The 12,090-nt window shown below is 73.8% G+C and carries 10 protein-coding genes and 1 tRNA gene; 5 read left to right on the top strand and 6 right to left on the bottom strand.

Annotated elements, in window-relative coordinates; all coding sequences use genetic code 11:
- Positions 1-4 precede the first annotated feature (4 nt).
- From AB0B63_RS26910 to AB0B63_RS26890, 5 genes are all read left to right on the top strand, one after another.
- Positions 5-1,006: a UTP--glucose-1-phosphate uridylyltransferase gene (locus AB0B63_RS26910; protein ID WP_208570390.1), complete on the top strand. Its 1,002-nt coding sequence runs from the start codon at positions 5-7 to the stop codon at positions 1,004-1,006.
- Positions 1,003-2,295 (top strand): gephyrin-like molybdotransferase Glp, encoded by a 1,293-nt coding sequence (glp, locus tag AB0B63_RS26905; RefSeq protein WP_208570391.1) that lies wholly within the window; start codon positions 1,003-1,005, stop codon positions 2,293-2,295. Before AB0B63_RS26910 ends, glp begins: the two co-directional genes overlap by 4 nt.
- A gap of 85 nt (positions 2,296-2,380) precedes the next feature.
- Positions 2,381-2,989, top strand: a complete 609-nt coding sequence (locus tag AB0B63_RS26900; protein WP_208570421.1) for a GNAT family protein — start codon at positions 2,381-2,383, stop codon at positions 2,987-2,989.
- 178 nt (positions 2,990-3,167) lie between these two features.
- The gene (locus AB0B63_RS26895) at positions 3,168-3,980 is read left to right on the top strand and encodes a hypothetical protein (RefSeq protein ID WP_208570392.1); all 813 of its coding nucleotides are present in this window, start codon (positions 3,168-3,170) and stop codon (positions 3,978-3,980) included.
- Positions 3,981-4,287: 307 nt separating this feature from the next.
- Positions 4,288-4,364: transfer RNA gene (locus AB0B63_RS26890), tRNA-Ala, on the top strand.
- Between the two features lie 84 nt (positions 4,365-4,448).
- Here AB0B63_RS26890 and AB0B63_RS26885 read toward each other — a convergent pair.
- From AB0B63_RS26885 to AB0B63_RS26860, 6 genes are all read right to left on the bottom strand, one after another.
- Positions 4,449-5,342, bottom strand: coding sequence for a S1 family peptidase (locus AB0B63_RS26885; RefSeq protein WP_357023584.1), 894 nt, complete (start codon positions 5,340-5,342; stop codon positions 4,449-4,451).
- Positions 5,343-5,512: 170 nt separating this feature from the next.
- On the bottom strand, positions 5,513-6,610 hold the full coding sequence (locus AB0B63_RS26880) for a DUF4352 domain-containing protein (RefSeq protein ID WP_357023581.1): 1,098 nt from the start codon (positions 6,608-6,610) through the stop codon (positions 5,513-5,515).
- Positions 6,611-6,665: 55 nt separating this feature from the next.
- Positions 6,666-7,322 carry a 4'-phosphopantetheinyl transferase superfamily protein gene (locus tag AB0B63_RS26875; protein ID WP_357023578.1) on the bottom strand — a complete coding sequence of 219 codons (657 nt, stop codon included), beginning with the start codon at positions 7,320-7,322 and terminating at the stop codon, positions 6,666-6,668.
- Positions 7,323-7,471: 149 nt separating this feature from the next.
- Positions 7,472-8,251 carry a peptidase gene (locus AB0B63_RS26870; RefSeq protein WP_208570422.1) on the bottom strand — a complete coding sequence of 260 codons (780 nt, stop codon included), beginning with the start codon at positions 8,249-8,251 and terminating at the stop codon, positions 7,472-7,474.
- A 2-nt stretch (positions 8,252-8,253) separates the two neighbouring features.
- Positions 8,254-9,534, bottom strand: coding sequence for a VWA domain-containing protein (locus tag AB0B63_RS26865; RefSeq protein ID WP_357023575.1), 1,281 nt, complete (start codon positions 9,532-9,534; stop codon positions 8,254-8,256).
- A 592-nt stretch (positions 9,535-10,126) separates the two neighbouring features.
- The gene (locus tag AB0B63_RS26860; protein ID WP_357023572.1) at positions 10,127-12,019 is read right to left on the bottom strand and encodes a phospholipid carrier-dependent glycosyltransferase; all 1,893 of its coding nucleotides are present in this window, start codon (positions 12,017-12,019) and stop codon (positions 10,127-10,129) included.
- Between the last annotated feature and the right edge of the window lie 71 nt (positions 12,020-12,090).

Below are 12,090 nucleotides of genomic sequence, written 5' to 3'. Positions count from 1 at the left end.
CGGCATGTCGGAGCACTCAGCGAACCCCTCAACGACCGCCGCGACCGGTCGCGCCCGCGCGGTCAAGGCCGTGATCCCGGCCGCCGGCCTGGCCACCCGGTTCCTGCCGGCCACGAAGGCGGTGCCCAAGGAGCTGCTACCGGTGATCGACCGACCGGTGCTCCAGTACATCGTCGAGGAAGCCGCCCAGGCCGGCATCGGTGACGTGCTGCTGATCACCGGCCGCGGTAAGACGTCGATGGTGGACCACTTCGACCGTCGCCCCGACCTGGAGGCCCGGCTGGAGGCCAAGGGCGACGCCGAGCGGCTCGCCGCGGTCAAGCGCCCCAGCGAGCTGGCCGAGATCTACACCTGCCGGCAGCCGGAGCAGCTCGGCCTCGGCCACGCCGTCGGGTACGCCGAGTCGCACGTCGGCGACCAGCCCTTCGCGGTGCTCCTCGGCGACGAGTTCGTCAAGCCGTCGGAGCCGCTGCTGCCGGCCATGTTGGAGCTGCAGGCCCGTACCGGCGGGGTGGTGCTGGCGTTCTTCGAGGTCGACCCGGCCGAGACCAAGCGGTACGGCATCGCCTCGGTCGAACCGGCCGAGGCGGAGCTGACCGACATCGGCGAGGTCGTCCGGGTCACCGGCATGGTGGAGAAGCCCCAGCCGGAGGACGCCCCGAGCAACCTGGCCGTCCTCGGCCGGTACGTCCTGCCGGGGCGGATCTTCGACGCGATCCGGCGTACCGAACCGGGCAGCGGCGGGGAGATCCAGCTGACCGACGCGATGGAACTGCTGCGCAGCGAGGGGGTGCCGGTGCACGCGATCGTCTACCGGGGCACCCGCTACGACACCGGCATGCCGCTGGGCTACCTCCAGACAGTCGTGCAGATCGCCGTCGAGCGGGAGGACCTCGGCGCCGAGTTCCGCGCCTGGCTGACCGGGTTCGTCAACAACGGCGACGAGACGGTCACCGCGGCGATCATCAACGGGGTACGCGACACGGCGGGCGGCTCCGGTACATGACCTCGACGGCCGACGCCGAGGCGGCCGCGAACGAGTTGACGCCGCTCGCCGACTACCTGGGCAGCGTGCTGCGCAGGTTGCGCGCGCTGCCCCCGCTCGACCTCGACCTCACCCAGGCGTACGGCAACGTCCTCGCCTCGGACGTCGTCGCCCCGCACTCGTTCCCCGCCTTCGACCAGGCGGCGGTGGACGGGTACGCCGCGCGCTGGGAGGACCTCGTCGGTTACGGCCCGATCCCCACGCAGGGACCGGGCCGGGCGGTGCGGCTCAACGTGGTCGGCGACCTGGGCGCGGCGAGTTGGCGGCCGGTCCGGCTGACCCCCGGCTCGTGTTTCTCGGTGGCGGCCGGTGCGCCGATGCCGATCGCCGCCGACGTGGTGGTGCCGGTGGAGTGGACCGACCAGGGCATGGCGGCGGTGGAGATCTTCCGTACCCCCAAGCGGGGGTACGGTGTCCGTCGTGCCGGTGAGGAGTTGCCCGCCGGTACCGTCCTCGCCCGCGCCGGCACGTACGTCGCCCCGGCGTTGGTGGCCGTGTTCGCCGCCACCGGCATCGGACACGTGGTGGTCCGGCCCAGCCCCCGGGTGGTGATCGTGGCCACCGGCGACGAACTCGTCGACGTGGGCCGGGGCAGCCAGCCCGGTCAGGTGGTGGACGCCAACTCGCACGCGTTGACCGCCGCCGCCGCCGAGGTGGGCGCGTTGGCGTACCGGGTGGGGATCTGCGACGACGACCCGGAGGGGCTGCGTGGCCTCCTGGAGGACCAGACCCTGCGGGCCGATCTGATCATCACCACCGGCGGCACCGGCACCGGCCCCGGTGACATGGTCCGGCGGATCCTGTCCCGACGGGAGGGCGGCCGGGCCGGGCCGGTGACGTTCACCGATGTGGCGCTGTACCCCGGCACGGCCCTCGGGTTCGGTACCGTCGGGGCCGAGGAGGTGCCGGTGGTCTGTCTTCCCGGTGAGCCCGGTGCGGCGTTGATCGGCTTCGAGGTGCTGGCCCGGCCGGCGATCCAGCTGCTGGCCGGTGCGGAGCCGGTGTTCCGGCCGAGCGTACGGGCGCACCTGTTGGAGACCATCTCGTCGCCCGGTGGGCTGCGCGAGTTCCGGCCGGCGCACGTGGCCGAGCGGCGCGGCGGGGGCTACACGGTGCAGCCGCTCAGCGGTGGGCCGTACACCCTCTCCGGGTTGGCCGAGGCGAACGGCCTGATGGTGCTCGGTGAGCGGGTGACCACTGCGGCGGCCGGCTCCACGGTGGACGTGTTGTTGCTGGACCGACGGCGGTGAGCCGGCGCGGGTCGGCCGTCGCCCCGGGCGTGGACGGGAGGTCGGCGCGGTGAGCTGGTTCGGGCGGGTGCCGGGGTGGCCGGTGATGCTGATGGACGGTCCGGTGGTGCTGCGACCGTACCGGCGGTCCGACGCCACCGCCTGGTCGGCGGTTCGTCGGGCGAACCGGGCCTGGTTGGCGCCCTGGGAGTCGCACCTGCCGGGCAGTTGGGACGAGACGAACTCGCCGGCCGCGTTCCGTTACGTGCACGCCGACCAGCGGCGTTCGGCGCGTAGCGGTGAGGGGATGCCGTTCGCGGTCTGCCTGCGCGAGGACGGGCAGGAACGGCTGGTCGGGCACCTGAACGTGGGCAACATCGTCCGGCGGGCGTTCTGCTCCGGCTACGTCGGCTACTGGGTGGACTCCCGGGTGGCCGGGCGTGGGGTGATCCCCACGGCGATGGCGCTCGCCGTCGACCACGCGTTCGGCCCGGGTGGACTGCACCGGGTCGAGGTGAACATCCGGCCGGAGAACAAGCCGTCCCGGCGGGTGGTGGAGAAGCTGGGCTTCCGCGAGGAGGCGTACCACGTGCGCTACATGCACATCGACGGGGTCTGGCGGGACCACATCGGATACGCGCTGACCAGCGAGGAGGTGGCCGCCGAGGGTGGTCTGCTGGCCCGCTGGCACCGGATGCGTCACGAGGCCGGGTGAGTCGTCCCACGGACGGGATCCGGCGCGGCGCGTCGGCATCCCGGTCGGCGGCCCGTAACCTCAAGTAACTGCAAGCTGCGGCAAGCACCGCCCGACCGCAGGATCTGCGTCGAGAGTGATCTTTCGGGGAAGATCTTGCTGATTTCGGTGGTTGCCCCGAAATTCGGTGACGGGAGGGGTGAGGGTGCCGACCTCGGTGCTCCTCGCCGTCCTCGCCGCCGCCGGCCTGCTCGCTCTCGCGCCGGCGCTGGTCCGTCGGTACGACGCCACCGAGCGGCTGGTGGCGGAGCGGGCGCAGTCGACGGCGCGGGTGCTCCAGCGCCGCCGGCGGCGTCGTACCGTCCCCGGTCGGCGACCGGTCAACCAGCCCCGGGCGCTCGTCGTCACCCTCGCCGAGGACGCCACCACCGGGAACCTGGCCGCCCCGGTCTCCGCGCCCCCGGCCCCCGGCCGCCGTGCCGCCCTGTCGGCGTCCGCCCGCCGCTCCGGCCGGCTGCGCGCCGTGCCGCCCGCCCCCCGGCAGGCCCGTCGGCGTCCGCCCCGGCCGCACACCCCGGCCGTGTACCGGCGGCGTCGGGTGCTCGCCGCGCTGCTGCTGCTCAACCTCGTCGAGCTGGTCGGCGTGATCGTGGTCAGCCCCGGCTTCTGGATCAGTTTCTCGGTCACCGCCGGCCTGCTCGTCGTGTACGTCGTACACCTGCGGCGGCGGGCGCTGGCCGAACGCCGTCGGCGGCGGCTACGGGCCCGGGAGGCGGCGTGGCTCGCCGCCCGGCAGGCCGAGGTGCGCCGCGAACAGGCCCGTCGGGCGGCGGCCCGCCGGGAGGCGCAGCGCCGCCTGGCCGCCCAACGCGAGGCGGTACGCCGCACGGCGATGGGCCTGGACCGGCCGACCGACCTGCCGGCGGCGGCCAGCGGGGGTGGTTCGGTGTCCTACCGCCGCTCCGGCGGCCTGCGTGGCCGCCCCTACCAGTCCGGCCGCGACCCCCGCTGACCCCGCTGGCCCCAGGGCCGGCCCTGCCGCCCCGCTTGCCCGCCCCGCCCGCCCCACCTGCCCGCCCCGCCCGCCCCACCTGCTCGCCCTGCTCGGCTGGTCGGGTCTCCTGATCGACTCTCACGTGGGCCGAAGTGGGCGCTACCGGGGCGCTCGGATACCCCGACGTCGGCTCACCGGTGCGGCGGACCAGCCGGTTCGCGCGGCGGGAGGGGTGATTCGCCCGGGGGGCGGGTGGGCTGTTAGTCTTGCTGCCGGCCCGCCCGGTGAAAGCCGGGTGGGACCGAAGCCGGTTCCATCCGGCGGAGGGGCTGTGGCGCAGTCTGGTAGCGCACCTCGTTCGCATCGAGGGGGTCTGGGGTTCGAATCCCCACAGCTCCACCAGCAACATTCGATCAAGGGCGGGCCCCACTCGGGGCCCGCCCTTGATCGTCGTGGGCCGGGGTCGGGCGACGCCGACCGGAGCGCTCAGGGGATGGTCACGCCGTAGACGGCGAGCGCCTCGGCGATCGGCTGGTAGAAGGTGGTGCCGCCACTGGTGCAGTTGCCGCTGCCGCCGGAGAGGATGCCGAGGATCAGCCCGGTCCCGGCGACGTAGAGCGGCCCGCCACTGTCGCCGGGCTCCGCGCAGATGTTGGTGCGGATCAGCCCGGACACGCTGCCCTCGGCATAGTTGACCGTCTGGTTGAGGCCGGTCACCGTGCCGCACCGGACGCCGGTGGTGGTGCCGCTGCGGCAGACCGCCTGACCCACGTACGGGGTGCCGACGCCGTTGATGGTGAGCAGGCCGGGATAGGTGTAGACGGCGCTCGGGTGGCTGACCCTCCCGGTGTAGCGAACCAGACCGAAGTCGTTGCCGGGGAAGCTGCTGCCGACCCGGCTGCCCAGCACGGTCGTCCCGCCGCTGTCGGCGTACCAGGTCGTCGCGGCGGCGGTGCAGTGCCCGGCGGTGAGGAAGTAGTAGGTGCTGCCGCTGTGCACGTTCGCGCCGAGCGAGCAGCGGGCGCCCCCGCCGTAGACGGCCTGCCCCCCGGCGATGAGCAGGCGCAGCCGGCCGGGCTCCCGGCGCAGGTCCGCGCCGGCCCGCGCGGCGGTGGCGCGCAGCGCGCGTACCTGCTCGGGTGCGACGGTGTCGTCGACGGTGAGCGTCAGGCGACCGGTGACCGGGTCGGGTCCCCAGGCGGTGCCGACGGTCCGCACGTCCTGCACGGTCGGCCCGACGGCCCCGGGAGATGCGGCGGCCGGTGCGGCGGCACCGGGGTGGACGGCGGCCGGGTCGGTGCCGCCTGCGTACGCGCTGGCCGGGGTCGCCGGCAGCACGACGACGGCCAGGGCCAGGGCGACGAGCGAGAGACGACGCATCTCCCACCTCCCTATGGATCGGTAGGGTTCGATTCGTTAAGCATCCGCCGATGCCGGGGCCGATTCAAGCGACGGCAGCGATTCCGGCCCGCCCACGCTGCTGCCGGGGCCCGACAACGCAACGGGCCGGCCCCCGTCGAGGGAGCCGGCCCGGCACGGGACCCGGGAGATCAGGGCTTCCAGGAACCCGCCGCCTCGAACCGGTGCTGGTATTCGACCACGCCCTTCTTGTCGGCGACGTCGAACACCACCGCACCGGAGCGCTTGCTGCCGGCCGGGATGCTGCTGCCCGAGTCGAGCATGTCGCCACCGCAGCCGGAGAGCGCGCCGGCCAGCCCGTTGACCGTGGTGCCGTTGTCGGCCACCCACTGGAAGTAGAACGGGTTGATCGACGCGGTGCCCTTGGTCACCGTGGCGGTGACGTCGGCGATCAGGTACATGCCCTTGTCCGGCGGCGGGGCGAACGAGCGGCACCCCTTGGTCGAGGTGCTGAAGCTGCGGACGGTGATCTCGATGGTGCCGTCGTCGTCGCTGATCACCAGCGTCTCGCCGGCCTTCAGGTTGAACGTCTCGTCGCCGGTGGACGACGGTGCCGCCGACGGCCTCCCGCCCGGCAGCGTCGGCGCGGCGGTGGCACCGGGGGTGGGCAACGAGCGTTCCCAGTCATCGGCCGCCTCGTTGGCCCGGCTGCCCCCGACGACCGCGGCGACCACGATGCCACCGCAGCAGAGCAGCACCAGCACGGCGACCACGATGCCGATGACGATCCAGACCTTCTTGCCCGACGAGCCACCCGGCGGCGGACCCAACGGATAGCCGGGCGGAACCGGAGCACCGGGCGGCGGCGGGTAACCCCCACCCGGCGGCGGGTAACCCCCACCGGGCGGCTGATAGCCCGCCCCGTGAGGCGGATAGCCCGCACCGGACACCGGCGGGTAGCCCGCACCGGACACCGGCGGGTAGCCCGCACCGGACACCGGCGGGTAGCCCGCACCGGACACCGGCGGGTAGCCCGCGCCGGACACCGGCGGTGCCGTCCCCGGCTCGTACGACGGGTACGGCTGTCCCGACGTGGGCGGCGGCGGGTACGTCGGCTGTGGTGCTGCGGAGACCGGCGGCTGCGGCGCGTACGGCGACGGCGGAGCGTACGGGTCGGTGGAGTAGGTCGGTTGCGGCGGTTCGGGGACCGGGGGCGGCGGGGCGGTCGGATCGACCGGGGGCGGCTGGTTGGGGTCCTGCGGCCCGGAAGGGGGTTGGGGCTGGCTCACCGTACTCCTCGCACACGGTCGTCACTCGGGAAAGCTGGTGGTGCTGACGAAGGGGTCAGCGTAGTGGCAGCACCGCCGCCGTGCGGACCAGATCGCCCTCGACCACGAACCGGCCGGTGACCACCGAGGGCGGATCCGCCACGGTGGCCGCCGACACCCGCGCCGGGTCGATCCGGGCGGTGAAGACGCCGGCGTCCGGGTCCAGGTCGACGGTGGCGTCCAGGAAGTCCAACCAGGAGCCCACCACCGGGTGCCAGACCTTGTAGACGGTCTCCTTGGCGCTGAACACCACCACCGGCCAGCTCACCCCGGCCGGCAACCGGGCCAGCCGGTCGGCCTCCTCGGGGCGCAGGATCATCCGGCGTACCCCCGGGTCGAGTTCCCGGTGCCGCTCGGCGTCCATGCCGACCGCACGCAGGTCGGCGCGGCGGGCGACCGCGGCGGCGCAGTAGCCCCGGGTGTGGGTGATGGTGCCGATCAGCCCGGTCGGCCAGACCGGTGCGCGGTTCGGTGCGGCGGGGACCGGCGTGGCGGGCAGGCCGAGGGCGGTCATCGCGCGTCGGGCGCAGACCCGACCGGCGGTGAAGTCCCGTCGCCGGCTCTCCACGGCCCGTTCGCCCAGCCCGGCCCGCTCCTCGGGGAGCAGTTCACCGACCCAGTCGGCGCCCTCGGCCACCGCCACCGAGACCGCCGCCGGCAGCAGGTCACGCATAACCCACCCCTCTCCGGTACGACCACCGCCGGGTCCGCCCGGTGTGCGGACCATCGGCCATGGTTGGTGAACGTACCGCAACCGGGCGACACCGGAGGGTCCCGTCGTGGTGGCCGGCCCCGGCACCCGGGGTCGGCCACCACGACGGGTCAGCGGCGGCGGGGGCGGCGGGTCAGCGCGAAGCCGAACACCCCGGCCACGGCGGCGAGCACGCCGCCGACCGCGCTCCACGCCCAGCGGGAGCCGAGCGCGGGCAGCCAGTCGCCGTCGAACCAGTCGTCGTCGGCGTCGGCGGGTGCCGCCGCCGGTTCGCCGGTCAGCACCGCGCCGGCCTTGGTGTTCGGCACCAGCGGCGCCTTCAACTCGCCGTCGTCGCGCGAGCCCTCGCCCTCGGCGGAGACCAGCAGCTCCACGTCGACGGGGAGCCCCAGGTCGGGTTCGGGCAGGTCGGTGACCGACAGCCGGACGTAGTAGGTGCCGGGCAGCGGGTCGGCCGACCACGGCTCCGCCCAGGAGCGCACCTGACGCAACGTGCAGCCGAGCGCCACGCTGCCGGCGGAGGCGGCCACCGTCGGGGTCTGCGCCCCGGCCGTGCACGCCTGCCGGCGGCGCAGCCCGTCGAACACCTCCACCGTCCAGGTGGACGCGCCGGTGCGGGCCTTGGGCAGGGACACCGTGGCGGTGATGTCGTGCCGTTGCCCAGCCGAGGCCGGGAACGACCAGTACAGGAAGTCGCCGGTGGAGGCGTCCACCCGGACCGGTTGGCCGGCCGCGATGCCGGTGGCGGTCAGGAAGGACGTGCCGGCCCGGGTGACCGGGGTGGCGCCGGGGGAGGGGGTGGGCGCGGCCGAGGCGGGGGCCGGGGCGGCGAGCAGGGTGAGTCCGGCGGCGGCCAGTGCCGCGCCGGTCCGCATGATCGGGGTACGCATCGTCAGTTCGTCCTCCACGTCGCCACCCACCAGCGGGTGAGTAGCCCGACGACCAGGCCGGTGAGTAGGCCGGCCAGGGTGAGCAGGAGCAGCAGCACCCAGCCGCGCCCCAGGTCCGGCGCGGTCGGGGCGGGTGACGAGGCGACCACGTCGATGGTCAGCTCGACCGGCATGCCCGGCTCGGCCCGGGTGCCCGGGCGGGGTGCGAACGCGTTGCTGACCACCAGGCAGACCGTGGTGGCCGGGACCGGCGCGTCGCTGGCCGACGGGCTCGGCGACGCCTCGTCCTCCGCCCCCGACCAGCGCAACCCCGCCGACACCACGTCGGTACGACCGCTGCCCGCGTCGACGCCCCGGACCAGTTCCCGGCCGTCGGCGGTGGTCGCCCGCAGCAGCACCGCGTGGTCGGGGTTCACCGGCCGGTCCAGCGCCACGCTGACCGAGGCGCGCAGCTCCTGCCCCGGTCGGACGGGCACCCGGTACCAGCGGTGCTCGGAGAACGCCTCCCGGTCGGCGTAGACGCCGGGGGCGAGCAACGGGGCGTCGGCGCACCCGGCCCGGCCGGTGACCACCGTCGGTGCGGCGGTGTAGGTGTCCTTCGCGCGCTCGACGAGCTGCTTGATCCGACCGGTCAGCTCGTCGGCGCTCTGGGCCGCCGTGTAGGTGCCGCCGGTCGCGGTGGCGATGCAGAGCAGCTGCTTGCGGACCTTCTCGTCCGGGGCGAGGCCGAGCGTGTCGACCACCAGTTTGGTGCCCTGGGCGGCCAACTCCCGGGCCACCTCGCACGGGTCGGGCGGGGCGCAGGTGTCCTCGCCGTCGGTGATCAGCACGATCCGGCGGGCGGTCGTGCCGGTGCCGAGGTCCCGGGCGGCGGAGCGCAGGGCCAGCCCGACCGGGGTGAAGCCGGTCGGTCGCAGCGTCGCCACCGCGGCCTTGGCGGCGGTCCGGTCCACCGGGCCGACCGGCACGATCTGCTGGGTGTCCAGGCAGCCCTGCTTCTTGTCCTTGCCCCGGTAGGTCGCGCCGAGCACCCGGATGCCGAGCTGGGTCTCCTCGGGCAGCGCGTCGACCACCTCGTTGAACGCCTGCTGGGCGACCGAGATCCGGCTGCGTCCGTCGATGTCGTTGGCCCGCATCGAGCCGCTGACGTCGAGGACCAGCTCGACCTTGGGTGGCTCGGCGGGCTCCTCGTTGTCGGCGAGGGCCGGCACGGGGCCGGTCAGCGCGGTCGCCGCCAACACTCCGATCAGGACGGTCGTTGATCGTCGTCTCGTGTTGATCACCGGGCGAAGTGTAGTGAGATCCACTGTGGAGATTCGTCGGGGTACACCCGGGTGAGTCTCGACCACGGGATCGTCGGCCCGGCACGGCGCGTCGGCGGACCGGTGTGAGATCGATGACCGTCGACCGTCCGTTAGATGCTAGATGTAAAGCATTTGCCGCGCGACGCATCGGTCGGAAATCTGACCCAAGTCGACCCGTTGTGCCGGTGGCATAACGTGGTTAAGCTCTCCATGCGCGCCCCAATCGCCCGCTTCCCCCGTGGCAGGCGATCGGGGCGCGTCCTTTCGTTGCGGCACACTCGTGGGACACCCCTCCCGCGCCACCGCTCCCGGTGCCGCCGACGGTTCCCCCCGGAGATCCCGGCCGACGCGATCCGCCTCCGGTCTTCCGCCCCGCTGCCGGCCCGTCGTCTCCCCAGTCCGCCAGGTGTCTGATCCCGACCCGTGGTGCCTGCGGTGTCGGCCGGCACCCTGCCGTCTGCCCTCGTCCACTGTGGTGCCTGGTGACGACCGTCCCGGAACGCGCCGGACCCGCCTCGACCGGTCGGGTCGGGCGGGTCCGGGGCAGACGCGTAACGGTGGACGGGGTGGGTCAGATCCAGCGGCCGTCCAGCCACATCCGGGCGGACCAGTCGTCGTACGGCAGGAGGTTGCCGACGAAGATGGGATAGAAGTAGGCGAAACAGAGCGCCACCAGCAGCACGTACGCGCCGACGATGACCCCGCCGATCAGTCGCCGGTCGGCGAGCTGCTCAGCCGTGGCGGCATCGGCCTGCGCGACCATGACCGTGGCCTTCGGGTCGACCGGTCGGCCGACGTCCGACCCCGGGTCGTCGGGTGCGGTGCCGTCCGGTGGCGTGCCGTCCGGGGCGGTGCCCGCCGGTGGCGTGTCGTCCCGGGCGGTGCCGTCCGGTGGCGTGACGTCCGGGGCGGTGCCGTCGGGTGGTGTGCCGTCGGGGGCGGTGCCGGGCTGGACGCGGCCGGTCGGGGTGGTGGGGTCCGGGGTGGTGGGCGTGGCGATCGCGCCGAGCACGTAGACCACCGCCAGCACCAGGAACGGCAGTGCCGGGGCGGCGTAGAAGGAGAACATCGTCCGGCCGTCGAGGGCGTACCAGAACCAGGGCAGCAGGCCGGCGGCGACGGCCGCCAGGATCGCCCCGGCCCGCCAGTCCCGACGGGCCACGCCGAGCCAGAGCGTGGCGGCCAGGGCCGGCAGGAACGACCACCAGAGCAGCGGGGTGCCCAGGAGCAGGATCTCCGAGGCGCAGGTCGGCGCACCGCAGGCACCGTCACCGGACCAGTGGAACGCCACCGGCCGGCCCAGCAGCAACCACTGCCACGGCCACGACTGGTACTTGTGGGCGGTCTCCAGGCCGGTATGGAACTCGAACGCCGCCTTGTGGTAGTGGAAGAGGTTGTTGAGCGCGCCGATGATCGGGGTGTCGTTCAGCCCCGGAAGGTTCGGGTACTTGGCCGCGGACCGGTAGTAGCCCTCGTCGGAGAGCAGCCACCCCGACCAGCTCAGCACGTACGTCCCGACCACCAGCAGCCCGGCGAGCACCAGCCAGGGCAACTCGTCCAGGAGCGCGTCGCGCCACGGCCGGCGGGCCCCGGCCGACCGGCGGACGCCGACCTCCCAGAGCAGCACCAGCAGCCCGAAGACCGGCACGAAGTAGATCCCGCTCCACTTCACCGCACACGCGCAGCCGAGCAGCACCCCGGCGAGCAGCCGCCACCAGGGCCAGTTCCGCCAGCCACCGGCGGGTCGGCCGGCCCGACCGGGGAGGGTCGGGTCGAGACCCTCGTCGAGGGCGCGGGCCCAGCGCCGTCGCCGGGCGTCCCGGTCGAGCACCAGCGCGCCGAAGGCGGCGAGCACGAACAGCAGCAGGAAGATGTCGAGCAGCGCGGTGCGGGAGAGCACCAGGTGGAAGCCGTCCAGGGCGAGCAGCAGACCGGCGGCGCAACCGAGGGTGGTGGAGCGGAACAGCCGGCGGGCGATGCGGGTCAGCAGCAGCACCGAGACGATGCCGGCGAGCGCGGCGCCGATGCGCCAGCCGAACTCCGGGGCGGTGGTCATCAGGTGGCCCGGTACGGAGATGTTGGTCTCCGCGTCCTGGTAGCCGAAGGCCCACTCACCGAGCCCGATCAGCCACTTGCCCAGCGGCGGGTGCACCACGTAGGAGGGACCGTTGTCCTTGTAGTTCCACTCGACGCCCTTGTCGATCAGGCCGTAGCCGTCCCGGGCGTAGTAGATCTCGTCGAAGATCTTGCCTTTGGGGCTGCTCAGCCCGAGCAGGCGCAGGACGGCGGCGATCGTCACCACCACGGCGGTGGCGATCCACGAGTTCACGTCCAGCCGGGTCTCGACGGTGGCCAGCCTGCGGCGGATGATCGCCGGCACGCCGCCTCCTCCGCCCTGGGGAGGCGGGGCCTCCGGGTCGGTCCGGTCCGCGCTCGCACTCTGTGCTGTCGACGCACTCGTCACCCGGCGATCGTAGGCTGCGAAGGTGCCCGGTGGCGCCCATCGTCCCCGAGATTGGTACGACTATCGATGAA

The organism is Micromonospora sp. NPDC049081 (genome assembly GCF_040648835.1).
Lineage (GTDB): Bacteria > Actinomycetota > Actinomycetes > Mycobacteriales > Micromonosporaceae > Micromonospora > Micromonospora antibiotica.
Note: the sequence above shows the minus strand (reverse complement) of the source record. Positions and strands in the feature narration are given on the sequence as shown.

Bases quoted from the DNA above. Each gene is read 5' to 3' on its own strand.
- AB0B63_RS26910 (WP_208570390.1), top strand. From the start codon at position 5: ATGTCGGAGCACTCAGCGAACCCCTCAACGACCGCCGCGACCGGTCGC.
- glp (WP_208570391.1), top strand. From the start codon at position 1,003: ATGACCTCGACGGCCGACGCCGAGGCGGCCGCGAACGAGTTGACGCCG.
- AB0B63_RS26900 (WP_208570421.1), top strand. From the start codon at position 2,381: ATGCTGATGGACGGTCCGGTGGTGCTGCGACCGTACCGGCGGTCCGAC.
- AB0B63_RS26885 (WP_357023584.1), bottom strand. From the start codon at position 5,342: ATGCGTCGTCTCTCGCTCGTCGCCCTGGCCCTGGCCGTCGTCGTGCTG.
- AB0B63_RS26875 (WP_357023578.1), bottom strand. From the start codon at position 7,322: ATGCGTGACCTGCTGCCGGCGGCGGTCTCGGTGGCGGTGGCCGAGGGC.
- AB0B63_RS26870 (WP_208570422.1), bottom strand. From the start codon at position 8,251: ATGCGTACCCCGATCATGCGGACCGGCGCGGCACTGGCCGCCGCCGGA.